21 protein-coding genes and 2 tRNA genes are annotated in these 24,392 nt (G+C 64.5%); 10 read left to right on the top strand and 13 right to left on the bottom strand.

Annotated elements, in window-relative coordinates; translation table 11 throughout:
* Both ACERIM_RS10095 and ACERIM_RS10090 read left to right on the top strand, forming a co-directional pair.
* On the top strand, nt 1-1,203 hold the full coding sequence (locus ACERIM_RS10095; RefSeq protein ID WP_373632406.1) for a 4Fe-4S dicluster domain-containing protein: 1,203 nt from the start codon (nt 1-3) through the stop codon (nt 1,201-1,203).
* A 2-nt stretch (nt 1,204-1,205) separates the two neighbouring features.
* On the top strand, nt 1,206-2,051 hold the full coding sequence (locus ACERIM_RS10090) for a molecular chaperone (protein WP_006649789.1): 846 nt from the start codon (nt 1,206-1,208) through the stop codon (nt 2,049-2,051).
* An 85-nt stretch (nt 2,052-2,136) separates the two neighbouring features.
* Here ACERIM_RS10090 and ACERIM_RS10085 read toward each other — a convergent pair whose 3' ends face one another.
* The 6 genes from ACERIM_RS10085 to ACERIM_RS10060 are packed head-to-tail and all read right to left on the bottom strand — an operon-like array spanning nt 2,137 to nt 10,327.
* A complete protein-coding gene (locus ACERIM_RS10085) occupies nt 2,137-2,562 on the bottom strand; it encodes a NusA-like transcription termination signal-binding factor (protein ID WP_373632404.1) in 426 nt (141 codons plus the stop codon).
* 3 nt (nt 2,563-2,565) lie between these two features.
* A complete protein-coding gene (gene rpoA2, locus ACERIM_RS10080) occupies nt 2,566-3,762 on the bottom strand; it encodes a DNA-directed RNA polymerase subunit A'' (protein ID WP_006649787.1) in 1,197 nt (398 codons plus the stop codon).
* Nucleotides 3,755-6,682 carry a DNA-directed RNA polymerase subunit A' gene (locus tag ACERIM_RS10075; RefSeq protein ID WP_006649786.1) on the bottom strand — a complete coding sequence of 976 codons (2,928 nt, stop codon included), beginning with the start codon at nt 6,680-6,682 and terminating at the stop codon, nt 3,755-3,757. Before ACERIM_RS10075 ends, rpoA2 begins: the two co-directional genes overlap by 8 nt.
* 3 nt (nt 6,683-6,685) lie before the next feature.
* Nucleotides 6,686-8,515, bottom strand: coding sequence for a DNA-directed RNA polymerase subunit B (gene rpoB / locus ACERIM_RS10070; RefSeq protein WP_006649785.1), 1,830 nt, complete (start codon nt 8,513-8,515; stop codon nt 6,686-6,688).
* A 3-nt stretch (nt 8,516-8,518) separates the two neighbouring features.
* On the bottom strand, nt 8,519-10,099 hold the full coding sequence (locus ACERIM_RS10065) for a DNA-directed RNA polymerase subunit B'' (protein WP_049905742.1): 1,581 nt from the start codon (nt 10,097-10,099) through the stop codon (nt 8,519-8,521).
* Entirely contained in the window at nt 10,100-10,327 is a 228-nt protein-coding gene (locus tag ACERIM_RS10060) for a DNA-directed RNA polymerase subunit H (RefSeq protein WP_006649783.1), read from the bottom strand.
* A 316-nt stretch (nt 10,328-10,643) separates the two neighbouring features.
* On the opposite strand from ACERIM_RS10060, the gene ACERIM_RS10055 reads away from it, so the two are divergent.
* The 4 genes from ACERIM_RS10055 (at nt 10,644) to ACERIM_RS10040 (ending at nt 14,018) form a co-directional block, all read left to right on the top strand.
* Nucleotides 10,644-10,716, top strand: a tRNA-Asp gene (locus ACERIM_RS10055).
* A gap of 366 nt (nt 10,717-11,082) precedes the next feature.
* Nucleotides 11,083-11,155 (top strand) — tRNA-Asp (locus ACERIM_RS10050).
* Nucleotides 11,156-11,378: 223 nt separating this feature from the next.
* Nucleotides 11,379-11,792: a group I intron-associated PD-(D/E)XK endonuclease gene (locus ACERIM_RS10045; RefSeq protein ID WP_373632401.1), complete on the top strand. Its 414-nt coding sequence runs from the start codon at nt 11,379-11,381 to the stop codon at nt 11,790-11,792.
* Nucleotides 11,793-11,903: 111 nt separating this feature from the next.
* The gene (locus ACERIM_RS10040; protein ID WP_373632400.1) at nt 11,904-14,018 is read left to right on the top strand and encodes a bacterio-opsin activator domain-containing protein; all 2,115 of its coding nucleotides are present in this window, start codon (nt 11,904-11,906) and stop codon (nt 14,016-14,018) included.
* Between the two features lie 555 nt (nt 14,019-14,573).
* Here the strand turns inward: ACERIM_RS10040 and ACERIM_RS10035 are convergent.
* From ACERIM_RS10035 to ACERIM_RS10015, 5 genes are all read right to left on the bottom strand, one after another.
* Nucleotides 14,574-15,344 carry a protein-L-isoaspartate O-methyltransferase gene (locus ACERIM_RS10035; RefSeq protein ID WP_373632399.1) on the bottom strand — a complete coding sequence of 257 codons (771 nt, stop codon included), beginning with the start codon at nt 15,342-15,344 and terminating at the stop codon, nt 14,574-14,576.
* Nucleotides 15,345-15,475: 131 nt separating this feature from the next.
* Nucleotides 15,476-16,117 carry a protein-L-isoaspartate(D-aspartate) O-methyltransferase gene (locus ACERIM_RS10030; protein ID WP_373632397.1) on the bottom strand — a complete coding sequence of 214 codons (642 nt, stop codon included), beginning with the start codon at nt 16,115-16,117 and terminating at the stop codon, nt 15,476-15,478.
* 163 nt (nt 16,118-16,280) lie between these two features.
* Nucleotides 16,281-16,934: an HVO_0476 family zinc finger protein gene (locus ACERIM_RS10025; RefSeq protein WP_006649778.1), complete on the bottom strand. Its 654-nt coding sequence runs from the start codon at nt 16,932-16,934 to the stop codon at nt 16,281-16,283.
* 66 nt (nt 16,935-17,000) lie between these two features.
* Nucleotides 17,001-17,582 (bottom strand): LURP-one-related/scramblase family protein, encoded by a 582-nt coding sequence (locus ACERIM_RS10020; RefSeq protein ID WP_373632396.1) that lies wholly within the window; start codon nt 17,580-17,582, stop codon nt 17,001-17,003.
* A 71-nt stretch (nt 17,583-17,653) separates the two neighbouring features.
* Nucleotides 17,654-18,610, bottom strand: a complete 957-nt coding sequence (locus ACERIM_RS10015; RefSeq protein ID WP_373632394.1) for an aminopeptidase — start codon at nt 18,608-18,610, stop codon at nt 17,654-17,656.
* Between the two features lie 212 nt (nt 18,611-18,822).
* Between ACERIM_RS10015 and ACERIM_RS10010 the strand changes: the two genes are divergently transcribed.
* Both ACERIM_RS10010 and ACERIM_RS10005 read left to right on the top strand, forming a co-directional pair.
* Nucleotides 18,823-19,836: a type II glyceraldehyde-3-phosphate dehydrogenase gene (locus ACERIM_RS10010; RefSeq protein WP_373632392.1), complete on the top strand. Its 1,014-nt coding sequence runs from the start codon at nt 18,823-18,825 to the stop codon at nt 19,834-19,836.
* Between the two features lie 156 nt (nt 19,837-19,992).
* Nucleotides 19,993-20,394, top strand: a complete 402-nt coding sequence (locus ACERIM_RS10005) for an Hsp20/alpha crystallin family protein (RefSeq protein WP_373632390.1) — start codon at nt 19,993-19,995, stop codon at nt 20,392-20,394.
* Nucleotides 20,395-20,834: 440 nt separating this feature from the next.
* Here ACERIM_RS10005 and ACERIM_RS10000 read toward each other — a convergent pair whose 3' ends face one another.
* Nucleotides 20,835-21,704: a RimK family alpha-L-glutamate ligase gene (locus ACERIM_RS10000; RefSeq protein WP_373632388.1), complete on the bottom strand. Its 870-nt coding sequence runs from the start codon at nt 21,702-21,704 to the stop codon at nt 20,835-20,837.
* A 306-nt stretch (nt 21,705-22,010) separates the two neighbouring features.
* Nucleotides 22,011-22,541 (bottom strand): 50S ribosomal protein L16, encoded by a 531-nt coding sequence (locus ACERIM_RS09995; protein ID WP_006182876.1) that lies wholly within the window; start codon nt 22,539-22,541, stop codon nt 22,011-22,013.
* Between the two features lie 164 nt (nt 22,542-22,705).
* Between ACERIM_RS09995 and tnpA the strand changes: the two genes are divergently transcribed.
* Both tnpA and ACERIM_RS09985 read left to right on the top strand, forming a co-directional pair.
* On the top strand, nt 22,706-23,086 hold the full coding sequence (gene tnpA, locus ACERIM_RS09990) for an IS200/IS605 family transposase (protein ID WP_006649773.1): 381 nt from the start codon (nt 22,706-22,708) through the stop codon (nt 23,084-23,086).
* Nucleotides 23,083-24,357: an RNA-guided endonuclease TnpB family protein gene (locus ACERIM_RS09985; RefSeq protein WP_006649772.1), complete on the top strand. Its 1,275-nt coding sequence runs from the start codon at nt 23,083-23,085 to the stop codon at nt 24,355-24,357. Before tnpA ends, ACERIM_RS09985 begins: the two co-directional genes overlap by 4 nt.
* Nucleotides 24,358-24,392 lie beyond the last annotated feature (35 nt).

Genomic DNA, 24,392 nt, shown 5'->3' with positions numbered 1-24,392 from the left:
ATGCCAACAGTCGACAACTGGCAACTCGGCCGCGAGATGGAGTACCCCTACGAGGGCGCACGCCCCGACGACCAGTGGGCCGGCGTCTTCGACCTGAACAAGTGTATCGAGTGCCAGACGTGTACCCTGGCCTGCAAGACCACGTGGACCCACGGCGAGGGTCAGGAACACATGTTCTGGAACAACGTCGAAACCAAACCCTACGGCTCCCACCCGGTCGGCTGGGACAAGCGCACCCTCGAGGATCTCGACCCCGGCGACTGGGAGGACGGGACCTACGAGGGCGACACGATCTTCGAGGCCAACGGGACCGACTGGGACGATTCGGAGAACAATCCCCAGGAGTCCCAGCAGGCGGCCGGGGAGCTGGCCGGCTTCTTCCCGGGCACCGACGACTGGCGGTATCCGAACCTCGGCGAGGACGAGATCGCCGGCGACTCGATGGAGTCGATCACCCACTTCGACGAGGAGACCCACCCCGTGTGGTTCTTCTATCTCCCGCGGATCTGCAACCACTGTACGTACGCCGCGTGTGCCGGCTCCTGTCCGGTCCCCGCCATCTACAAGCGGGAAGAGGACGGGGTCGTCCTCATCGACGAGGACTCCTGTCAGGCCTTCCAGCAGTGCAACGAGGCCTGCCCCTACAAGAAGGCGATCTTCAACCCCGCCGAGAGCAAGTCACAGAAGTGCATCGGCTGCTATACGAAGACCGAGCAGGGAAAGGCCCCGCAGTGTTTCGAGAACTGTCTGGGGAAGATCCGCCTCCACGGCTACATCAACCCGCCCGAGGAAGCCGACGAATCCGATCCGATGGCCGAGCCCACGAACCCGCTCGACTTCGTCGTCCACCAGAAAGAGCTGGCGAAGCCGCTGTACCCGCAGTTCGGCCTCGAGCCGAACGTCTACTACGTGCCGCCGATCACGGCACCGACCGACTACCTCTCCCAGATGTTCGGTCCGGGCGTCGAGGACGCCATCGCCACCTACCGCGCGATGCGTAACGGCGACGAGCCCGCGCTCAAGGGGCTGTTCAAACTGATGGGGTCGACCGAGTGGTCGATCACGGCCTTCGAGATCGACGGCGACGAAGCGGTCGGCTACTACGAGGGCGACGAGGTCGGTCGCGTGCCGATCACCGAACCCACCGCCGAACGGGATCGCTACGACGAAGACGAGGACGTCTACCGGCTGGATATCACGTAACCATGAGCGAGAACACCATCCTCGGCGGCCCGCCGAACCGGGCCACGGACGCGACCGACGAACCGGAAACCGAGCCGACGCCGGACCCGGCCGACCTGCCGGGCGACGCCGAGACGGCGGTCCACCGGAGCCGGCTCTACTCGCTGCTCTCGCTCGGGTTCGACCGCCCGGGCGAGGACTTCGAGGCGGCCCGCGACGAGGACGCATACGCCGCGGACCTCCACGCGTCCGCAGCGGCGATCGATCCCGAGATTGCCGCGGCAGCCGCGGCCGTCACCGACGCCCTCGAGGGCATCGACGGCGACGAACTCCACCACCAGTGGGCCGCCCTGTTCGGCGTCGAGGAGGGGGTGACCGTCTCCCCCTACGAGCTGACGTACCTCCCGGGCCCGCTGATGACCAACGTCCGCCGGCTCGCCGACATCAGAGGGTTCTACGAGGCGTTCGACCTCTCACTGGCCGACGAGGGGACCGACCGCGGGGATCACGTCTGCTACCTGACGGAGTTCCTGAGTGCGCTCTGTCTCCGGGAGGCCTCGCTCCGGGAGAGGGGCGACGACGAGGGCGTCGCGATCGTCGTCGACGCGCGGCGCTCGTTCCTCGAGGACCACCTCGGCCGGTGGTACTGGCGGCTCGCCGACGAGGTCGGCAGCCACGACGACGGGACGTTCTACGCCGCGCTCGCGGAGCTACTGGCCGCACTGGTCGAACACGAGATCGAGACCCTCGACCTCGACCCCGACTGGGTCCCGGACGATCCCGAGGTCACCGAGTGGAACGAGGACGTCTTCGGTGACGCCGGCCGCGGCTGTGGCGGTTGCGGCGCGAACGTCGGCGACTTGGGCTGAGAATCGCGGCGAAAAGCGTTCTGATCGGCCGACCTCCGCGTCGGAGGTCGCGTCGCTCCGCCTCGAGAGAGAAACCAAAAACGGGCTACAACAGCTGGATGTCGTCGATTCCGAAGTGGCGCTTCGCGAGGGTGCGGGCGGCGTCGATCGTGCGACCGTTCGTGCCGATCGCGACGCCGTGATCCGCTTGCGCGACCTCGACGTACGCGACGGTATCGTCGTTTTCGCTGATCGTGACGTTGTAGACCGCCGCCGGTGCGAGCGCGTTGGCGACGAACTCCGCGGTGTTGTCGGCGTCTTCGACGAGTCGGACCTGCGCATCGGCACGATCCTCGAACCGCTTTACGGTACGGCCGTCGGGACCGATCGCCTCGCCCATGCCGCCGCGTTCGACGACGATCAGGAGACTGTCACCGCCGTCGGTGACGAGACAGTCCCGCCCGTCGACGCCGGTCACGTCCTCGAAGGCCGCCAGATACTGCCGGGCGTCGTCGTCGAGGGTAACGCCCATCGATCAGTCGGCCTGACCGCTGCCGGAGGTGGTCGACCCCATCCGGAGATCGACGTCGCCGGTGCCGAGCTTGATCGGCTTGCCGACGATGACGTTCTCCGTGACGCCGTCGAGATCGTCGACTTCGCCGTGGATCGCGGCGTTGAGCAGGTGGTTGACCGTCACCTCGAACGCCGCGCGGGCCAGCACGGACTCCTTCGAGCCCGAGATCCCGTGGCGACCGATCGACTCGATCTCGCCGCGGTTGGTCATCATGTCCGCGACCAGCATCAGGTGGCGGACGTTCACGTCGTCGAGACCCTGCTCGGCCAGCGTGTTGTTCGTCTCCTCGATGATGGCCTCGCGAGCCGCCTCGATGCCGAGGTTCCGATGGATCTCGTGGATGTTGTTACACGTCGTTCGTGAGGCGTCGACGCCCTCGATCTCCAAGACGTCGCCGAAGGCCGACCCCTCGGTGTAGAGGACGAACTCCTCGTTGCCGTTGTCCAGTTCCTCGCGGCGGATGACGACGCGGGAGATGTCCTCGATTCCTTTGAACGTGATATCGCGCAACTCCTCGACGAGCTGGAGGAGGTCCCGGTAGGACGGCTCCTCGGGGCCGAACTGGATCTCGGTGCCCTGCTGGACCGTCTGGACGCCCAGTGAGTCCTCGATGATCCCCGCGACCTCGTCGGGTGTGATCATCCGCTCTTTGAGGGTGTCCTCGTTGAGCGAGATCTGGACGCGCATGTCCGCGACGTTCGTCGAGACGTCACCCAGCGCGAGGATCTTCGTCGCCTCGATCTTCCAGACGACCTCGTGGGCCTTCTCGCGCTCGGTGGCGTACTCGCCCTCGAGGTAGACGGTCATCATCGGCGTATCCGGGGTCTTCCGGGCGTCGACCAGTTCGATCAGCCGGGGCAGCCCCTGGGTCACGTCGATCTCGGCGACGCCGGCGTAGTGGAACGTGTTCATCGTCAGCTGCGTCCCGGGTTCGCCGATCGACTGGGCCGAGACGGTGCCGACGGGATCGAGCGGATCGACGCGGGTGTCGAGATACCGGGTCTCGACGGCCTTCGCCAGTTCGTCGGCGTCCTCGACGGTCGCGTCGCCGCGATCCTCGAGGGTCTCGTAGACGTTGTCCTTGAGTCGCCGCGGGAGATCGGTGTCCTCGACGACCGCGATGGTATCGTCGTCGACGTCGTACTCGACGTTAGTCATCGGAACTCACCTCCGTGCCCTCGGTCAGTCGGTCGTCGGCGTGTTCCGAGAGGTTCGTCGGGCGCGGCTTGGAGCCGAGGAACTCTTCGCGGTCTTCCTCGGAATCGAACTCCGAATCGAGGACGCGGCTGGCGATCGCCTCGACGTCGATGTCGTTGTCCTCGTCGGAGGAGACCTTGACCGGCGAGGTGCCGTCCTCGCCGAACTCGAACTGGACGATCGTGTCCGAGGTGTCCCGGACCGTGCCGTCGTACTGGGTCTCGAGTTCCGAGAGGGCGTTGATCAGCCGCCGCTGCAGGTAGCCGGACTTCGAGGTCCGGACTGCAGTGTCGACCAGGCCCTCGCGGCCACCCATCGCGTGGAAGAAGAACTCCCGAGGCGTGAGCCCGCTGGTGTAGGAGTTCTCGACGAAGCCGTGGGCCTCGGCCGAGAGGTCGTTCGGTTCGTAGTGCGAGAGGGTGCGGTCCTCGTAGCCGCGGTTGATCCGCTCGCCCCGAACTGCCTGCTGACCGACGGCACCGGCCATCTGGGTCAGGTTGAGCATCGACCCACGCGCACCGGAGTTGGCCATGACGACCGCGGGGTTGTCGTCCTGGAAGTGTTCGTCAGCGATGTTCCCCGCGTTGTCACGCGCACGCGAGAGCGTCTGCATGATCTTCATCTCGAGGGTCTCGTCGATGGTCCGCCCGGGGAGACTCTCGAGTTCGTTGTTCTCGTAGGCTTCGATCAGTTCTTCGACGCGGTCGTTGGCGTCCGCGATCGTCTCGTCGATGCGGGACTCGGCCTCATCTGGGATGGTCTCGTCGTCGATTCCGATCGAGAACCCGAAGTGCATGATCGCCCGCATGGCAAGCGTCGAGACCTCGTTGACGAAGATCCGGGCGCGGGTGTTGCCGTAGACCTTCGTGATGGTGTCGACGATCTCGCCGCCGAACTCGCCGACCTCGTCCTCGGCGATGGTCCCCTTGAGGAGCTGGCCGTCCTCGACGACGACTTCGTCGCCGACGGTGCCGGTGAACTCCAGATCGAGGTCGTCGGGAAGCAGTTCCGAGAAGACGTCGTGACCGGTCCAGAACGGCTCGCCCTCGTCGTCGACGCCGCTGGGTTCGGGCAGTTCGTCGATCCGGGTGGCACGCAGCAGGTCAAGCGCCTGCGTCTCGTTGAACCGGGGGTTGTCGTGGGTCAGGAGGTACATCCCACTGATGTGGTCCTGAATTGCCCCGATGATGTTCTCGCCGAACCGCGGCGAGAGCATCTGTTCTTGCACGCGCATGAGGACGCGCGCTTCGGCGCGGGCTTCCTCGTTTTGCAGCGCGTGCATGTTCATCTCGTCGCCGTCGAAGTCGGCGTTATAGGGCGGACAGACGACGGTGTTCAGCCGGAACGTCTTGTACGGCATGACCACGACCTCGTGGGCCATGATCGACATCCGGTGCAGCGACGGCTGGCGGTTGAAGATGACGATGTCGCCGTCGATGAGGTGGCGGTTGACTTCCCAACCGGCCTCGACCTTCTCGGCGAGTTGCTCGCAGTTCTTCTCGGTCACCTTCAGCCGACGACCGTCCGGCCGTCGGACGTAGTTCGCGCCGGGGTGGCCCTCCGGTCCGTTGGAGACGAACCGCCGGGCGTCCTCGAGATTGCGCTCGGTGACGTTCATCGTCTGGGTCATCTCCTTGGCCACGCGATCGGGGACACCGACCTCGTTGAGCGAGAGGGTCGGGTCCGGCGAAATGACGGTTCGGGCGGAGAAGTTGACACGCTTCCCGGACAGCGAGCCGCGGAAGCGACCCTCCTTGCCCTTCAGGCGCTGGGAGAGGGTCTTGAGGGGGCGGCCGGAGCGATGTCGCGCCGGCGGCGTTCCCGAGATCTCGTTGTCCATGAACGTCGTGACGTGGTACTGCAGCAGTTCCCAGAGGTCCTCGATGATCAGCTGGGGCGCGCCGGCCTCGCGGTTCTCCATGAACCGCTGGTTGATCCGGATGATGTCGACCAGCTTGTGCGTGAGGTCGTCCTCGGAGCGCTGGCCGTTGTCGAGCGTGATCGACGGCCGCGCGGTGACCGGCGGTACCGGGAGGACGGTGAGGATCATCCATTCGGGACGGGAGCGCTCGGGGTTGATCCCCAGAACCTCCATGTCCTCGTCCGGGATCGCTTCGAACCAGTCCCGGATGTCGCTCGGCATCAGCTTGTTCGTGTCCTCCTCGGTCAGGTCGATGTCCAGGGCCTTCTCGATGGCCTTGCGCTGGCTCTCGCGCGGGCGGAACGAGCCCGAGAGGATCTCGTTGACCCGGGTGAGTTCGATCTCGGTCTGCTCGGCGAGTTCGTCCGGCGTCGTCCGCTCGATGCCTTCCTCCTCGTCGCCCTGCATCGCGCCGGCGATGCGCTGGGAGTACTCGCTGGTCAGGACCTGCTGGACCTCGTAGTAGGTCGTCGGCTTCTCGTGGTCGATGTCGTACTGGATTTCGCCGCAGAACGGACATCGGTCCTTCTTACGGGCCTGCCGAATGGCGGCCTTCGTCACGTCGTTGAGATCCCGGCTCAGCTTCCGCGATTCGTCGAGCTGGTCGTGGAACTCGTCGCGCTCGTCCTCGGTCAGCAGCAGGCGGGAACACTCCCGGCAGGTGCCACGCAGGAGCCGTCGGATGAGCTTCGTGAAGCCGACGTGGATCACCGGCGCGGCCAGCTCGATGTGACCGAAGTGGCCGTTACAGGAACCCGAGTGCTTCCCGCAGGTCTTGCACTCGAGGCCGGGGTCGATGACGCCCAGCCGCGGGTCCATCAGCCCCATGTCGATGGGGAAGCCGTCATCGTCGTAGGTGTCGGCGGTGATGATCTTCGTCGCGCTCATCTCCCGGTACTCCTCGGGCTCCATGAGCCCGAAGTTGATCGCTCCGATGTCTTTGGGTGTCGTGTCTTGCATGGGTTAGACGGCGTCCTCCAGTTCGAGTCGCGGTGCGATACCCAGCGCCTTCATCTCGTCCAAGAGGAGCTTGAACGCGTAGCTCATCTCGATCTCGTGGATATCGGTCTCCTCGTCGCAGTTCGGACAGTAGACACGCCGTTGTTCGACGTTCTCGACCGCGCTCATCCCACAGTTGGCACAGACGTGGATGAACTCACGGTCGGATTCGTCGAGGAGTCGTTCTTTCAGCGTCATGGCCGCCCCGTGGCCGATGAACACGTCGCGTTCCATCTCCCCGATACGGAGCCCGCCCTCGCGGGCCCGCCCCTCGGTGGGCTGGCGGGTCAGCACCTGCACCGGCCCGCGCGAGCGGGCGTGCAGCTTGTTCGAGACCATGTGGTAGAGCTTCTGGTAGAAGATCACGCCGACGAAGATCTCGGCCTCGATCTTCTCACCCGTGATGCCCGAGTACATGGTCTCCTTGCCGGCGGAATCGAAGCCGGCCTCCTCGAGCCCCTCACGGAGTTCGTCCTTGTCCTCGCCGAGGAAGGGCGTCCCGTCGACGCGGCGACCTTCCATCGAGCCGAGTTTGCCGCCGATCATCTCGAGGATGTGGCCGACGGTCATCCGGGACGGCAGGGCGTGGGGGTTCAGCACGAGGTCGGGGACGACCCCTTCCTCGGTGAAGGGCATGTCCTCCTGGGGTGCGAGGTGGCCGACGACCCCCTTCTGGCCGTGGCGGCTGGCGAACTTGTCCCCGAGTTCGGGGATCCGTTCGTCACGCACCGAGACCTTCGAGAGCTTCGAGCCGTCCTCGCCCTCCATGAGCGTGACGGTGTCGACGATCCCCGACTCGCCCGAGCGCATCGTGACGGAGGTCTCGCGCCGTTTCTGGGGTGAGAGTCCACCCATGTCGTCGGGCTCCTCGAGGAATCGCGGCGGGGACGTCTTCCCGAGCAGGACGGAGTTCTCGTCGACCGTCGTCTCGGGGTTGACCAGTCCGTCCTCGTCGAGGTGGTTGTAGGCTTCCTCGCCGCGGGCCCCGCGGACGTCCTGGGAGGGGATCTCGAAGCGGTCCTCCTGGCCGCCCGGATACCGGCGTTCCTCGCCCTCGTAGGTCCGGAAGAAATGCGAGCGAGCGAGCGCACGCTCGACGCTGGCCTTGTTCATGACCAGCGCGTCCTCGATGTTGAACCCCTCGTAGCTCATCACGGCGACGACGAAGTTCTGGGCGGCGGGCCGCTCGTCGTAGCCGATCTGTTCGGTCGTCTGGGTCTTGACCATCGAGAGCTGCGGGTAATGCAGCAGGTGCTGGCGCGTGTCCGGCCGAATGCGGTAGTTCGCGCTGGGCAGACCGAGCGACTGTTTGATCATCCCCGCCCCCATCGTAATGCGGGGACTGGCGTTGTGTTCGGGGTAGGGGATCATCCCCGCACCGATCGAGAAGATCAGCGACGGGTCGATCTCGAGGTGGGTGTGGTTCTCGGTCAGATCGTCCTCGTCGACGCCCACGAGGATGTCCTCTTCCTCCTCGGCGTCGATGAATTCGATGTAGCCGTGATCGACCAGATCTTCGAACTCGAGGTCGCCCTCCTGGAGCGCCTCGATTTCCTGCTCGGAGATGCGCGGTTCGCCGTCCTCGACGACCAGAAGCGGTCGTCGCGCGCGGCCGGCGTCGGCGTTGACGATCACTTCGCGGGTGCGGTCTTTGACCGAGACGTTGACCATCTCGGAGACATCGCCGATGCGTCGTGCTTCTCGGATCTGTTCTGCGAGTTCGTGCGGATCGGGGTGGGTCCCCACCAGCGATCCGTTGACGTAGACTTTCGCCTCTCGTTCTTGGCTGCTCATGATTTAGTCGTCCCCTGAGGCCGCCGTTCGTTCGATACCCTCGAGGCCGGGAATGCCCTCGACCCCCATGGATGCCAGTTCGCGTTTGAGTTCCTGTTCGTCCTCGACGTTCTGGGACAGCTCCATCGACTGGGCGAAGTTCTTCACCAGCCCACAGTTGGGACCCTCCGGCGTCTCGGAGGGACCGATGCGACCCCACTGGGTCGCGTGGAGGTCCCGCGCCTCGAAGTGTGGCTGCGAGCGCGAGAGCGGACTGCGCAGGCGGCGCAGGTGCGAGAGAACGCCCATGAAGTCGGTCCGGTCGACCAGCTGGCTCACGCCGGAGCGGCCGCCGACCCAGTTGCCCGTCGCGATCGGATGCTCGAGCCGTTCGGTCAGGACGTCCGAGCGGACGACCGTGTTGACCGAGAGCTGCCGGTTGCGCATGTTCGCGCGCTCGAGCTGGTATTTGACGTCCCGGGCCAGCTTGTTCAGCGCGGTCCGGAACAGGTCCTTCATCAGGTCGCCGCTGACCTTCAGCCGCTTGTTCGCGTAGTGGTCCTTGTCGTCGGAATCGCGCCGGCCCAAGGCGAGTTCGAAGCAGGCTTCGGCCATCCGACAGAGGTAGTGGGCCTTGTTGATGCGGACGTCCTCTTCCTCGACGCCGTCCTCGTGGAGATGCGGCAGGAGATAGCGGTCGATGACGTAATTCGCGCGCTTGAGCTGGTAGTTCTTGCCCTGCCCGGAGGCGACGCGTTTGCCCAGTTCCTCGATGGCCTCCTCTTCGGTCTGGACCTCCGCTTCCTCTAAGTTCTCGAGCATGTACTTGACGACCTCGGGGTCGTTCGAGACCTTGTGGACGATCTCCTCGTCCGACTCCAGTCCGAGGGCGCGCACGAGCGTGACGAAGTTGATCGAGCCCGAGACCGACGGGAACGATACCTCGAGCAGGCCGTCCCGTGTTCGTTCACACAGCACCAGGGCGCGGTAGCCACGGCGCTGGGAGAACGTCTTGGCGACCTGGATCTCGTCGCCGTACTTGGTGTCGTATTCGGCGAGGATCTTGTTCGGTGCGAGGTCCTCGCTGGTCATCAGGACCCGCTCGGAGCCGTTGACGATGAAGTAGCCGCCGGGGTCGGCGGGGTCCTCGCCGATCTCGATCAGTTCCTCGTCGGAGAAGCCGGCGATGTTACACTTCTCGGAGCCGACCATGATCGGCATCCGACCGATCTTCGTCTCCGTGGAGTCGACGACCCGCTGGTCGCCCTCCTCGCCCTTGACGATCGACATCTCCATGAAGACGGGCGCGGAGTAGGTGATGTTCCGGAGGCGGGCCTCCTGCGGGTAGAGCAGTTCCTCGGAGCCGTCGGCCTCGCGGACGCGGGGCGTGACGACGCGGACGTCGCCCAGCTCGACGTGGACCGGCTCTTCGCCTTCCTTGTCACCGATGTCCGTGTCGATCGTCGCCTTCTCGTCGACGACCTCCTGCATCCCCCGGTTGAGGAAGGCGTTGAACGAGCGGTAGTGGTGTTCGGCGATCCGTTCCTTCGAGAAATATTCGCGCGAGATCTCTCGTCGTTTGTCGCGGTTGAGTTCCATTGCCATTTATTCCACCACGAGTCGGTATACGACTGACTGGTCGGTCGTCCGCGAGTCGCGTACGATCCGAATGACGTCGCCGACCGCCGCGTCGTCGGGGAGCGCGGCGTCGTTGCGCTTTATTTTCGGCAGATCTGTACGATCGATGTTGTATTCCGTCAGCACTTCCTCGAGTTCGTCGTCCTCGAGGACGGTATGCTCCGGAACGAGTTCGTGTTGGCTTACGTCTACCATGTGTGGGTGTGCGTGTCTGCTATCGGGAGAGAAGCGGCTGTCACGAGATACTACAGGCAGATAGCGGCGGGAACCATTTAACGGTTACTAACTCGGGGCACAAGCAGGGCTACCCGGCCGGGCGAACCTGACCGGAGCGAACGATCACACTCGAGAGTAGCCGGTTCTCAGTTATATTCCTTGTGGGTCGTGTGATCCGGTATCACGATACTGGCGAGAGGGGCGCTCGAGGCGGCGATCATGGATCGATTGACCGTACCACACGGGGTTCGATTGAAAAGCCTTAATACTGTAACCGCGAAATGAAGAGTTGCGAGCCCGGGTGGTGTAGTGGCCCATCATACAACCCTGTCACGGTTGTGACGCGGGTTCAAATCCCGCCTCGGGCGCTTTTCCGACCTCAACGTCCACGAGCGATCAGTTTACTGGCCGCGAGTAGTCCGGGATCGGAACAGCGGTATTCGGGCGTTTTTCATGAACTAACCGACAGCAATGTGTAGCGCTACGTATCACGCAAAGACGACCCCGACGCCGTAAACGGAGAACGTCGCGATGGAGGATCACAACGAGACGGGTCAACGGATCGAACGCTCACTCGAGTAACTGCACCGTGTCACAGTTGCCACCGGCAGACACATTATATAGACGACACGGTACGCTGTTACGGGACCCGCGAGAATAACTTGTCAGTCAGTATCAAAAACGGTCGGGGAACAAAACCCTTAATACTCCGACGGCGAAACGAAGAGTTGCGAGCCCGGGTGGTGTAGTGGCCCATCATACAACCCTGTCACGGTTGTGACGCGGGTTCAAATCCCGCCTCGGGCGCTTTTCCGATCTCAACTTCCACCAGCGACCAGTTTACTGGCCGCGAGTAGTCCGGGATCGGAACAGCGGTACTCGAGCGTCTTCTTCAACAATCAACTCCGAAACACTGCTGGCGTGTATTCGATACGTCATCGACGGTCGGCTTCGGGACGAAAACGAGCGACGTTCCGAGGAGAGGTGTCCCGCCCGATCGTTTTTCTGCCAACGGGCGGCGAATCGCAGCATGCGAAACTCGAAAGCGGTCGGTGACGTGACCGAAGCGAGGGCCATCGCGACGCTCGTCGCCCACGGGTACAGCGTCTCGGTTCCGTTCGGCGATAACGACAAGTACGACCTCATCGCAGACGATGGCTCCGAACTCACGCGGATTCAATGTAAGACCGGCTGGTCGAACAAGCCGGAAACGCTGCGATTCAACACGCACTCCCAGACGACGCGGGACGGACAGTACCACGAGACGACGTATCACGATTCGGTCGACGCGTTCCTCGTCTATTATCCCGAGAACGAACGATTCTACTGCATTGACGCGGCCGAAGCGACGGCACAGAAGATGGAGCTGCGGTTCGACGGTGAGATTGATCACCCTGCGATCAACTGGGCTTCGGAGTACGAGTTCGATGGGCGGCTGCCGTGACTCCCGCGACCGATGTGGACACTAGATAATTCGAGTCGGCCCAAACGGAATGCTAATCATTTAGTCCCCGCTCACCAATACGTCGGAAAACGAGGAGTAGCGTCCAAGGCAATGACGAACCCGATCACCGTACTCATCGTCGATAACGAACCCGGATTCGCGGACCTCGCCGGCGAGATGCTCGAGCGCGAACGCGAGTCGATCGTCGCCGAGGCGGCGACGAACGGCCGGGAGGCGCTGGCAGTCATCGAGCGGCAGGACGTCGACTGTATCGTCAGCGACTACGAGATACCGGAGATGACCGGCCTCGAGCTGTTGGAGCGGGTCCGCGAGGACGATCCGGATCTCCCCTTTATTCTCTTTACGGGGCGGGGATCGGAGGAGATCGCCAGCGAGGCGATCGCGGCGGGGGTCACACAGTACCGCCAGAAAGAGTCGGGCACGAAGCAGTATGCCCTGCTGGCCAACCAGATCACGAACGCCGTCGCCCAGTACCGTACCGAGACGGAACTCCGGGAGAGCGAGCGCCGGTACGAGCGAACGCTGACGACGCTTCACGAGACGACGCGGGACCTGATGCGCGCGGAAACCAAAGACGAGATCTATCGGTCGGCGGTCGAGACGGCCGACGAGATCCTCGAGGTAGCCGTCGCCGCGGCCTACGCGTTCGAGCCGACCGCGGGCGTTCTCGAACACGCGGCATCGACGGGACAGTCACTGGAGTTGGGCGATCCCGAGACGCGCTTTGAGCGGGGCGAGGGGCTCGTCTGGGACGTGTTCTCCGAAGGGGAAAGTGCCTGTTACACGGACGTCACTCGCGGAGACGGCATCGAGGCGGTGAGTCGGTGCGAGGCGATCGTACCGCTTGGAACCCACGGCGTGTTAGTCGCGGGAACGGAGGGGACTGGCGGATTCGACGAGACGATGACGGAGCTGTTGCACATCCTGGGGGCCAACACGGAGGCCGCACTGGATCGCGCCGAGCGCGAGCAGTTGCTTCGGGATCACGACCGGACGTTGACCCAGCAAAACGAGGAGCTGACCCGACTCAATCACACGAACGAGATCGTCCGGGAGATCAATCACGGGATCGCACAGGCGTCGACGCGGGACGAAATCGAAGCGACCGTCTGCGATCGACTCGCCGAGACGGACCGGTATCGCTTCGCCTGGATCGCCGTGAGCGACGACGATCCGCCCGTCCCGGCTGCCTGGGCCGGTATCGACGCCGCCTACATCGACCGGATCCGTGACGACGGGGAGCGCGCACCCGAGATCGGACTGGTCCGGGAGACGCTCGAGGGGAACGGCGTCCGAACGGTCCGGGACGTCCTCGAGGCCGACGGGTGGCAGTCGCGGCGCAAGGAGGCGCTAACCTACGGCTATCAGACTGTACTCGGCGTACCGTTGGTCGCCGACGAGCGCCGATACGGGGCCCTGGTGGTCCACGTCGCGGGGGCCGACTCGGTCGGCGAGAGCGAGCGCGAAGTCCTCGCCGAACTCGGGGAGACGATCGGCCACGCGATCCGGTCGGTCGAACGGACCCGCGCGATGGTGACCGACAGCCGTCTCGAACTCGAACTCACGGTCGGTGACTCGCGGTTGTTGCTCAACCGCCTCTCCGACCACGCCGCGAACACGGGACCGATCAGGCTCGAGGGCGTGGTCGATCGGGGTGAGGACGGCGTCGTGCTATTCGTCAGTGCGCCGGCGACGGCGTCGCTGACCGACCTCGAGGCCGACTGGGCGTCGATCGAGACGCTGTCGATCGTCTCCGAGGGCGACGACGAACGGCTGTTCGAACTCACCGTCACGTCGACGCCGTTTCTCGACGTCTTGCGGACTTACGATGTCCAGATACGGATGGCGACGGCCGAGGACGGGACGGCGACGGTCGTCCTCGAGGTGCCACAGGGGGTCGAGACCCGGTCGCTGGTCGAGGCGATCAGAGAGGAGTATCCCGAGACGGAACTCGTGGCCAAACGCGAGCGGACGGGAACGATATCGGCGCGACAGCTCGATACGCATCTGGCCGAGCGACTCACCGACAAACAGTTGGAAGCGCTGCAGGCGGCCCACTACAGCGGGTTTTTCGAGTGGCCACGCGAGAGTACCGGCGAGGATCTGGCGGACGCACTGGACGTGTCGTCGCCGACCTATCACTACCATCTCCGTGCGGCCGAACGAAAGCTCGTTTCGTTGGCGTTCGACGGAAGCGCTAACTGATTAGTACCTGGTCACTTCCGACACCAACCGATTAGAGACTGCCCGTACCCAGCATCGGTTCGTACCGCCGAATGGCGATCCGCAATCGATTGTCGCCACCCCCAATTCCCCCACTCCCCTTTCCCCGAACTCGCGCCCGATAGCGACCGCTGGCTTCCGTGGTTCGAGCCATCGAGCGAGTCGAGTGAAACGACGAACCGATTCGTCACGCGACACGGCGCCGACGACCCGTCGGTGCGACAGTCGTTCGCGGGGACATTGCCGAACGACCCGATAACTGAACTCGACGGGAAGTAGTAGCTGCCAGTAGTTATTATCCGATTCGGCACTAACTGATTAGTAATAGTATCTCGGCAGTACTAATAGATTAGAAGATATTCTTAACCCACACCGCGACGTACCCGTAAGTGGCGATACGAGACAGACTGTCGCCACCCCCACCCCCTTTCCCCACCCCCCTTTCCACACGTCCCGTTCAGCGACAGCGACTGCGGACGATCTCGAAGCGAGACCAACCGGGAAAGCGGTGCGACCGGCCCGTGAGAGACGACGATGTTATCGTGGCGATTGTCGTCGGGACTGCCCGTCGCCCGCATCCTCCCACTCGATCCAGTCGTGTTCCCAGCCCCGGCGGGATTCGGCGCGTCGTTGGGCCCGCTCGCGGTCCTCGCGAGTCGTCCGATTGCGCTCGACCGCGCCGGACTGCTCGCCCTCAACGAGAAGCGGGTCGAACGAAACCGGGTCGAACCGGTCGACGGCGCCGTCGCTCGAGACGGCCTCGAGACGCTGTCGCTGAGTGCCACGGGGGAAGACGAGCCGGCCGCGGTCGGTCAACTGCGAGAGCAGCGCGCGGGGCGGATCGACCGCGGCCGCTTCGAGCAGGATGCGGTCGAAGGGCGCGTACTCGGGGAGGCCGTCCGCGCCGTCGCGGCGGTCGACGAGGACGCCCTCGTAGCCCGCTTCAGCGAGGTTGCCTCGAGCCGCGACGACTAACGGGCGGGAGATGTCGACGGCGTGGACGTTCGTCTCGCCGACGATCTCGGCCGTCACGGCGGCGGTGTAGCCGACGCCGGCACCGACGATCAACACCGTCTGGTCGCGCTCGAGCGCCAGCGCTTGCAGCAGGCGGGCGACGGTGCTGGGGGCGAGGACGCGCGTCCCGAGGGACTCGTGGTCGCGGTCGGCGTAGGCCGTCCGCTCGTCGTCGACGAAGGCGTGACGCGGGACGTCGCGCATCGCGACGGCCACGTCCTCATCGCTCAGTACGTCCCTGGGCGGGGACTCGAGGCCGTCGACCATGTCCTCGCGCAGTACCGCGGGGTCCATACGTCAGCTATCGGGGCGGCGGTTATGAATGGCGCGCTTGCGGGGAGACGCCGTCACACGGTTATCGTAGCCACTGCAACGATTGACACGCTGATCGCAACGCTGGCGTGCGATCGGGCGTGCAGTGACTTTCAGTGGCTACTATCGCCCCGCATCTCGACGAACCGGACGCCGCCGCGTTCGGTCCGCTCGAGCGAGCCGTCCGGGCGTTTCGTCGCGTCGACGAGCGTCTGGCGGCCGGTGCCGACAGGGGCGAGCAGCTGTCCGCCGGGCCGGACCTGTTCGACGACCGGAGCCGGGAACTCGGCGATAGCGCAGGTAAAATAGACGGCGTCGTAGGGCGCGTGGTCGGGCCAGCCCTCGCGGCCGTCGCCGACCCGGACCGAGACGCCGTCGTAGCCCAGATCGGCGAGTCGCTCGCGGGCTCGGTCGGCCAGTTCGGCGCTGTACTCGACGCTGTAGACGCGCTCGTCGCCGACCAGTTCGGCCGTGACGGCCGCGTGGTAGCCACAGCCGGTGCCGATCTCGAGGACCCGGTCGCCGGGTTCGGCCGCGAGGAGGTCGGCCATGATCGCGACCATGTGCGGCGCGCTGATCGTCTGGCCGTCGCCGATCGGGAGCGGTCGGTCGGCGTAGGCGCTCTCGCGACGGTCCGGCGGGACGAACTCGTGGCGTGGAACGGCCTCGAGGGTCGCGAGGACACGGTCGTCGTCGACGCGAGCCGCGACGGTCTCGACCATCCGCTGGCGGGCGGCCTCGTCGCTGTCGGACATAGTCGAGGGTACGGACTCGGACGCCGTATGCGGTCGGGTAGCAGGTCCCGGCACCGACCGGAGCAGCGGCTGACGGGATTAGGTATAACTCTCGAGGCAGAACCCGTCGGTCGGTACCAGTGGGGAGACCGACACGAACCGGACGGTTCGTGATGTCGTCCGACTACCAGGCCGACCAGGCGCTGCTTTGCTCGTCGTAGGCGTAGACGCGCTTGATGTCCTTCGCGAAGCCGGTGTCGCCCGGTTCCTCGAAGCGGTCCCGGCGGTAGCCCTCGGCGTCGCCGCGGACGACGAAGGCGTCGATCTCGAACTCGTCGTCGCCGAACGACTCGACCGCGCCGACCTCGAACTCGTAGTCGCCGGGCACCTGCACCGTAATGGAACGGCTGTCGTCTTTCGAGCCGTCCTGTGGGTGGACGGTGACGTTGACTGCCACGTTGTCGACCTCGCGGGTCCAGACGGTCTCGATCTCGTCCGCGGGTGCCTCATCGACCCGCTTGTGACCGTCGAGTTCGACGCTCGTGACGCGAACCGTCGAGAGGACTTCCTCGGTCTCCAAGATGAACTCGTCGCCGACCTCGATCGACTCGTCTTCGGGTGCGGTGACGTTCGCAGTAAAGGACTCGCCGCCCTGGGAGACGACGACGTCTATCGTGACCTCGCGCTCGCTGTCGGGCTGGACCTTGTGGACGTGACTGCACTCGCTGCAACGAACGGTGTAGGTGCCGCCGCCTTCCGTCAGTACCTCATGGACCGTCTCGAGGTCCGGCGAACAGGAGGGACAGGGCGTCGGAACCCGATCCGGTGTCTCGCTCATGGGCTGTCTAGACGCTACGCACTGAAAAGGCGATTGAACCCGTCGCGCCCGTTCGAACGGCGGTCGTCAGTTGTCCTGGATCGCGTCGATGACCATCGCCGCGGCCACGATCGGCTCTTTCGGGACGGAACTGGCGTCGTCGATGGAGATCTCGTACCGGTCACGGAGCCCGAGTTGGCCGTCGATCGAGCCGACGTGAGCGCCCGACTGGTCGGTGATCTCGTACTTGTGCGGGATCAGCTCGCCGAACGGAACGACGTTCCGGACCAGCGTTACCATCGCGCCGCGGGAAGCGATGGCGGCCAGTTTCTCTTCGGTCGTCGCGTCGCGGATCGTCCACGTGTCCTGCAACAGCGAGTAGTCGTTGTCCAGAATCACGAGGTCCTCGCCGGTCCGGGCGTCGGTGAGGACGTAGTTGCCCGCGACGTCGAGGATCCCGCCGGCTTTCACGGTGAAGACCTCGTTGCCCTCGCCGTCGACGAAGGGGAACTCCTCTTTCATCTTCAGCATCTTCTGCTTCCCCTTGAGGACGGTGTTGCCGTCGCTATCGAGGGCTCTGTACTTGTTCCGGACGAGTCCCTGCTCGACCGTGTAGCGGTCGTCGGTCAGTTCGAGACCCCGAATGTCGTACGCTCGAGAATCGCTCATGATTGGGGCCACACGGCACCATCACTTGAATCCACTATATTCGCACACTTCCGGCACGCATCGAAGCCCGGTCAGGCGTCGGTCGGCGTCGGCAGATCGATGGGCTCGCCGTCGGCGTAGACGGTCGGCTCGCGGAGGATGCCGTCGAGGTGGATCGGCGCGTCCGTGTCGCCGCCGATCCCCGCGTCGTCGCCGATCGCGATGTGGACAGTCCCGCCCGCCTTCTCGTCCAGCAGGACCGAGCCGACGAGTTCGGTGACCGCGACGTTCGTCCCGATGCCCAGCTCCGCGAGGTTGTACGCGGCGTCGCCAACGTCTTCGGCCGCGCCCTCGACTGTCTCGCGGATTTCGTCGTCGGAGATGCGGGTGACGAGGCCGTCCTCGACCTCGAAGGTGAGCCGCTGGTCGGCCTCGAACAGCCCGTGGGGCCGCATCGTCCCGTCGACGACGAAGGTTCCGTCGGCGGTCTCGGGGCTGATGAAGACCTCGCCCGCGGGCAGGTTCGACATCTCGCCGGACTCGTGGACGATGCCGGTGTCCGAGAGCCACCGCCGCCCGGCGACGCCGAAGGTGATGTCGGTCCCAGCTTCGGTCGTGACCCGGATCTCGTCGGCGTCGGCGACCTGCTCGCGGACCGACTCGCAATGGGCCGCGATCGACTCGTAATCGGCCTCGAGTCCGGTCGTGAACACGTCTTCGGTGATCCCCGGCAGGGTCGCGACCCGCGCCCCGGCTTCGTTGGCCTCGGTCCGGGCGCGGGTGTGACTCAGGCTCTTCGTCGTCGGTGCCAGAACCACGTCGGCCCCGGCCATCGCCGCCGCGACGGGCTCGGGGGGCTCGCTGCCGTGCGTGTCGCCCGGCGGATATCTGACGATCACGGTGTCGTCGGTGATCTCGGAGGCGACCTCGTAGAGCGCCTCGCCGATCCGCTCGCGCTTGTCGTCGGTGACGATCGCACACGACTCCGCCGCGTCGAGAGCCAGACATTGACGGACGGCCGTCTCCGCCGCCGCTCGAAGTGCTGCCATACAGTACCCTGGGGTAAGCGGGCCGATATGTCTTGCCCTCGGCCCGTCGCCGGCATGCAATCGTCCGGTCCCGACGCGGTGGATCGGCGGCTCGAGCGAGCCGTTCGAGCGCCGAGATCGGCCTCGAGAGGGATCGAAAACTCCGATCCGAGTAAACGTCGACTGTGACGGCTCGAAACGATTATCCCGCTCGGTGGTCCACTCCCGAGCATATGCAACAGGTCGCGATCAACGGCTACGGTACGATCGGCAAACGCGTCGCGGACGCGGTCCGACAGCAGCCCGATATGGAGGTACTGGGCGTCGCGAAGACCCGCCCTAACTTCGAGGCCGAGACGGCGGTCGAGAAGGGGTTCCCGCTGTACGCGGCCGTCGAGGAGCGTGAACACCTGTTCGACGAGGCCGGCCTCGAGATCGCCGGTCCCGTCGAGGACCTCGTGGCCGAGGCCGACGTCGTCGTCGACGCCACGCCCTCCGGTATCGGTGCCCAAAACAAGGACCTCTACGAGGAGTACGACACGCCGGCGCTCTACCAGGGCGGCGAGGACGCCGACCTCGTCGAGACGAGCTTCAACGCGCGCTCGAACTTCGAGGACGCCGTCGATGCCGACCACGTCCGCGTCGTCTCCTGTAACACGACCGGCCTCTCTCGTGTCATCGCCCCGCTGCGCGAGGCCTACGGCGTCGAGAAGGTCCGCGCGACGCTCGTTCGTCGCGGTGGTGACCCCGGCCAGACCTCCCGCGGCCCGATCAACGACATCCTGCCGAACCCGGTCACCATTCCGTCCCACCACGGCCCCGACGTCGAGACCATCTTCGACGATCTGGACATCGACACGCTCGGGATGAAGGTACCCGCGACGCTGATGCACATGCACAGTCTCAACGTCACCCTCGAGGAGGAGGTCGACGCCGCCGAGGTCCGCGAACTGCTGGCCGACGAGTCGCGCCTGTTCCTGATCCCCGAGCGAATGGACATCGACGGCAGCGGCAAACTCAAGGAGTACGCCCTCGACGCGGGTCGTCCGCGCGGCGACATCTGGGAGAACTGCATCTGGGAGGAGTCGATCTCGACCGTCGGCGACGACCTCTATCTCTTCCAGGGGATCCACCAGGAGAGCGACGTCGTCCCCGAAAACGTCGACGCGATCCGCGCCGTAACCGGCAGCGCCGACGCCGCCGAGAGCATCGCAACCACCAACGAGGCGCTTGGCATCGGACTATAGACGCGAAAAAGTCGGTTTTCGGAACGGGTTTCGAGGACCGCTCGAGGCCTCGAGAACACCGGAACGACATCGGGTCAGGCACCGGCGGTCGGACGCGACCACCGATTCTATAGCGACGACAGAAAGTTTTTGCCACGCGGTCCCCTAGACCGCCACATGCGCCGAGACGACCGCGACGAACCCTTCGACGACCTGTTTCGCGAGATCGAGCGGATGATGAACGAGATGATGAACGGCGCGGACGGCAACGTCGATTTCGACTCCTCGAACGACGTCGAGAACGGCTTCGGTATGGACACGCACGTCGACATCCACGAGACCGACGACGAGGTCCGGGTCGTCGCCGACCTCCCCGGCGTCGAGAAGGACAACATCGAACTCGAGTGCGACGGCAAGACCCTGACCATCTCCGCGGAGAGCGATCATCGCCAGTACGACGAGCGCGTCTCCCTGCCGAGCCGCGTCAACGAACACACCGCCTCGGCGACCTACAACAACGGCGTCCTCGAGGTCGTCTTCGATCGGGCCGAACAGTCCTCGGACATCAGTCTCGAGTAGTCGGGCAGTCGCGGTCGACCCCTCGTTTTCCGTCTCGTCATCGGGCGTTCGGAGCTGGTTCTATGGCTAACTGATTGTGGAGTTCACGGGCAAGACGGGCGGATCGGCGGGATCTAATGGAAATGGAACGATCCCTTTTGACACGGTTGGGGCAGAAAGCGTCCTGCTATCGTGGCAATACTGAATGGCCACGCCCTCCCCAGCCGATTTCTACTCACGGGCACGAAGTGCCCGGTCGTATGGTTCGCGGAACCGTCGGTTCCGCGCTAACGCTCAGTCACTTCGTTCCCTCGCTCATCCCTCGCACGGTGTCCTCGACTGCCTTCACTATCGTTCAGGCAGTCGACAGCGCGCGCCACCGCATCTCCATCCGTATGCGTACGTGGAAGCGCAGCATTTCAGGCCGCGTTTCGAACGACCAGTCGGCGCTCCGACGACCGTCACTCCGCGGCCGTCCGGATCGCGGTCGCGAGCCGGTCGTAGAAGTCCGGCTCGTACTTCGTCTCGGCGTCGATCGTCGGGCGGGCGTTCGTCTCGTTGACCACCAGCCGGTCATCGGTCTCGAGCAGATCGACACCCAGAAACGAAATCTCGAGTTCGGCGGCGACGGATTCGGCGAGGGTTCGCCACTCCGCGGGGAGATCGACGCCGGTGGCCTCGGCCCCGCGGTGGACGTTGTGTTTCCACTGGCCCTCCTGCATCGCGTCGTCGGGCAGTCGTCGCTCGACCGCGCCGACGTACTCGCCCTCGAGGACCATCACGCGGTAGTCCGTCGCGTTCGGGAGGTACTCCTGAACGAGAAAGGAGCGGTCGCCGGTCGCGCGGTAGTCGTGGACCAGCGAGAGGTAGTCACAGATCCCCAGGAAGGAATCGAGATCGTGGGCCTTCGCGACGCCGACTCCCCGCGTCGTCGAATTTGGTTTGACGACGACCGGCGGCTCGAAGCGGTCGAAGACCGCCGCCAGTTCGTCCTCGCTCACGTCGTTCGAGACGTAGACCGACCGCGGCACCGGGAGGTCTGCCCGCTCGAGGCGGGCCAGCACCTCGGCTTTGTTCCGCGAGGTCAGCACGGCGTCGTGGTCGTTGAGCCACGGGATCTCGAGCAGGGCGTCGGCGACCCCGCCCTCCATGAGCCGGCCGGGGTAGACGAAGCCGACGTCGTAGTCGCCGGCCGCCCACGGCGCGTCGTCCCCCAGCGGGATCACGCGCTCGCTCGCGGGCACGTGATGAACCCGTATCCCCCGCTCGGCCAGCGGCTCTCGCATCCGCCCGAACGTCTCCTGGTCGTTCGCGACCGCGAGATCGATCATACGTGGGACTCGGGGCGAGGGAGGCAAAAAACTGCTCGAGGCGGCGATCCGGAATCAAACCGCAGTGGCCGGGAGTGCGTCTCGAGCGACTGCGAGAGACGCACAACCCGGGGGAGGGCAGGCGCTCACCGGTACCGACCGCGAGTGAGCGAAGCGAACGAGCGGGCCGACGACCGATGTGGAGAACGCTATGCGTTCGGAACGGAGGGAGGAGTGCTTTTGGTCCAGCTTTTACCGAGCGACGGCGCGCCGCGGAGCGCCAACGGCGCTCCCGGCGCGAAACGAGCGCAGCGTAAAAGGTGGTTTCTAGGCGATCAGCTGCTCTTCGCCGCGCTCGACGACGACGCGACACGGCGGCGAGATCTTGTTGTAGGAGCGCCGCAGGGCGTCCTTGGCGAATTCGGCGTCGTCGACGTCACACCAGATGGTGAAGATGCGCTCGCCGGCGTCGATGCGAGCGGCGGTGCCGACGATCTTCCCGAAGGCCTGGCGCATCCCGTCGGAGACACGGTCTGCCCCCGCGCCCGTCGCCTGCTTGTTCTCCCGGATGACGTGATGGGGGAACTTGCGCAGGACCATCTTGTAGTTGTTCTCGCCGGCGTTTTTCAGCATGTGACGGTTCGCCGAGAGGCGCGAGGCCTCGAGGCTCCCGTGGCGGATCTGGACCTCTTCTTCCGTGATGAGGCTGATCTGGACGGGGTAGTCCTCGGCGTTTGCCTGAGCGTCGCCCATCTTGTGCTGTGCGATCTTCGAACCCGGGATGCCGGTGATGTATTCGCGGCGCGTGTAGGCCGGCTTACTGATCTCCCGGTACATGGAGGCAGGTTTGTCGGACATGGTGGTTACTTACGAAAACGGAAGCCCACCGAGCGGATAAAGGCTTCGAAGCGCCGCGTCCGTCGCTGTCGGGAAGTTACGACCAACAGTATTCAACCGCCGACGATGGCATAGACGGGGTTCCAACGCAATCTTTAATCATCTGACCGTAATAGTATGCATAGATGGTAAAGAGTACCCGTCACGCGAAATACGAACTCTACTACCACATAGTGTTCGTGCCGAAGTATCGGCGTTCGCACCTGACGGAGAAGACGAAGGAACGTCTCGAAACCATCTTCGCGGAAATCTGTGACGACAAAGACCTCGAACTGGCCGAGTCCGAGGTCATGCCTGACCACGTACACCTGTTCATCGGGAGTCCACCGAAGAACGCCCCGTCACTCATCGTCAACTGGGTGAAGGGCATCTCCGCCCGCAAGTACAATCAGCGGTACGATGACCGCGTGAAGTGGACTCGTTCGTACTACGTCGGAACAGCGGGAAGCGCCTCGAAGGGCGCTGTCGAACAGTACATCGCTGAACAGGAAGGTGACGGCGAATGAAGCGCGTCAACACCTTCGAGGTGGTTCCACAGACCGAGAACGACAAAGAGTGCCTCCTACGGCTACTTGACGCCTCCGCCTCTCTGTGGAACGAGTTGACCTACGAACGTCGTCAGAACTACTTCGGTGACGGCGACGTGTGGGACACTTCCGAGTATCGAGGGCGCTACAACGGCGTCGTCGGAAGCGCGACCGTCCAACAGGTCACGCGCAAGAACAGCGAAGCGTGGCGGTCGTTCTTCGCCCTCAAAGAGAAAGGCGAGGACGCCAACCCACCGTCGTACTGGGGCAACGAGGAAGACGGACGCGAACTCCGTACCTACATCCGCAACAACCAGTACACGATTGAGTGGGGCGATCGTAGCCGTCTCGAAATTCCTGTCGGGCAAGAACTGAAAGACGAATACGGACTCGGCTACCACGAACGACTCCGCCTCGAAGTCCGAGGCAACCCGAAGTGGAACGGCGAACAGGGTCGTCTGGAACTCGAGTACGACGGGGTTAGCGACACGTTCAGGGCTTTTCAACCAGTCACTGTCCCTGATTCTCGACTGGATTCACCACTGGCTTCCGAAGAAGCCGCCCTCGATGTTGGCGCGAACAATCTCGTCGCGTGTTCCACAACTACTGGTTCCCAGTACCTCTACGACGGTCGTGAGTTGTTCGGACGGTTCCGCGAGACGACCAACGAAATTGCCCGCCTACAGTCGAAACTCCGAGAGGGACGCTACAGTTCCAAGCGGATTCGACGGCTGTACCGACAGCGGACGAAGCGCCGTGACCACGCGCAGAACGCGCTAGTGCGTGACCTCGTTGAACGGTTGTACGACGAGGGCGTGGCGACGGTGTACGTGGGCGATTTGACCGACGTGCTGGAAACACATTGGTCGGACAGGGTGAACGAGAAGACGCACAACTTCTGGGCGTTCAAGAAGTTCATCCACCGTCTCGCGTGTGTCTGTGAGGAGTACGGCATCTCTCTCGAAGTCGAGTCGGAAGCATGGACGAGTCAGACGTGTCCTGAGTGTGGCGACCACGAGGAGACGGTTCGCCACGAGGATACGCTGTCGTGTCCGTGTGGGTTCGAGGGGCACGCCGACCTCACAGCGTCAGAGACGTTCCTTCGAGAAAACAGCGATTGCGAAGTCAGGCCGATGGCACGGCCCGTGCGATTCGAGTGGGACGACCACGACTGGTCGGGGAAACCATACCCTCATGAAGGTCCCAAAGAAGTGCGCACGAACCCGCAAGTTGCCTCCGTGGGTCGGTAGCCGAACCCCCAACGGAGGAATCCTCGCGCTTTAGC

Source organism: Natrinema sp. H-ect1 (assembly GCF_041821105.1).
Classification (GTDB): Archaea; Halobacteriota; Halobacteria; order Halobacteriales; family Natrialbaceae; genus Natrinema; species Natrinema thermotolerans.
This window is presented reverse-complemented; position numbering and strand designations above follow the sequence as displayed.

Bases quoted from the DNA above. Each gene is read 5' to 3' on its own strand.
- ACERIM_RS10095 (WP_373632406.1), top strand. From the start codon at position 1: ATGCCAACAGTCGACAACTGGCAACTCGGCCGCGAGATGGAGTACCCC.
- ACERIM_RS10090 (WP_006649789.1), top strand. From the start codon at position 1,206: ATGAGCGAGAACACCATCCTCGGCGGCCCGCCGAACCGGGCCACGGAC.
- ACERIM_RS10085 (WP_373632404.1), bottom strand. From the start codon at position 2,562: ATGGGCGTTACCCTCGACGACGACGCCCGGCAGTATCTGGCGGCCTTC.
- rpoA2 (WP_006649787.1), bottom strand. From the start codon at position 3,762: ATGACTAACGTCGAGTACGACGTCGACGACGATACCATCGCGGTCGTC.
- ACERIM_RS10075 (WP_006649786.1), bottom strand. From the start codon at position 6,682: ATGCAAGACACGACACCCAAAGACATCGGAGCGATCAACTTCGGGCTC.
- rpoB (WP_006649785.1), bottom strand. From the start codon at position 8,515: ATGAGCAGCCAAGAACGAGAGGCGAAAGTCTACGTCAACGGATCGCTG.
- ACERIM_RS10065 (WP_049905742.1), bottom strand. From the start codon at position 10,099: ATGGCAATGGAACTCAACCGCGACAAACGACGAGAGATCTCGCGCGAA.
- ACERIM_RS10060 (WP_006649783.1), bottom strand. From the start codon at position 10,327: ATGGTAGACGTAAGCCAACACGAACTCGTTCCGGAGCATACCGTCCTC.
- ACERIM_RS10045 (WP_373632401.1), top strand. From the start codon at position 11,379: ATGCGAAACTCGAAAGCGGTCGGTGACGTGACCGAAGCGAGGGCCATC.
- ACERIM_RS10040 (WP_373632400.1), top strand. From the start codon at position 11,904: ATGACGAACCCGATCACCGTACTCATCGTCGATAACGAACCCGGATTC.
- ACERIM_RS10035 (WP_373632399.1), bottom strand. From the start codon at position 15,344: ATGGACCCCGCGGTACTGCGCGAGGACATGGTCGACGGCCTCGAGTCC.
- ACERIM_RS10030 (WP_373632397.1), bottom strand. From the start codon at position 16,117: ATGTCCGACAGCGACGAGGCCGCCCGCCAGCGGATGGTCGAGACCGTC.
- ACERIM_RS10025 (WP_006649778.1), bottom strand. From the start codon at position 16,934: ATGAGCGAGACACCGGATCGGGTTCCGACGCCCTGTCCCTCCTGTTCG.
- ACERIM_RS10020 (WP_373632396.1), bottom strand. From the start codon at position 17,582: ATGAGCGATTCTCGAGCGTACGACATTCGGGGTCTCGAACTGACCGAC.
- ACERIM_RS10015 (WP_373632394.1), bottom strand. From the start codon at position 18,610: ATGGCAGCACTTCGAGCGGCGGCGGAGACGGCCGTCCGTCAATGTCTG.
- ACERIM_RS10010 (WP_373632392.1), top strand. From the start codon at position 18,823: ATGCAACAGGTCGCGATCAACGGCTACGGTACGATCGGCAAACGCGTC.
- ACERIM_RS10005 (WP_373632390.1), top strand. From the start codon at position 19,993: ATGCGCCGAGACGACCGCGACGAACCCTTCGACGACCTGTTTCGCGAG.
- ACERIM_RS10000 (WP_373632388.1), bottom strand. From the start codon at position 21,704: ATGATCGATCTCGCGGTCGCGAACGACCAGGAGACGTTCGGGCGGATG.
- ACERIM_RS09995 (WP_006182876.1), bottom strand. From the start codon at position 22,541: ATGTCCGACAAACCTGCCTCCATGTACCGGGAGATCAGTAAGCCGGCC.
- tnpA (WP_006649773.1), top strand. From the start codon at position 22,706: ATGGTAAAGAGTACCCGTCACGCGAAATACGAACTCTACTACCACATA.
- ACERIM_RS09985 (WP_006649772.1), top strand. From the start codon at position 23,083: ATGAAGCGCGTCAACACCTTCGAGGTGGTTCCACAGACCGAGAACGAC.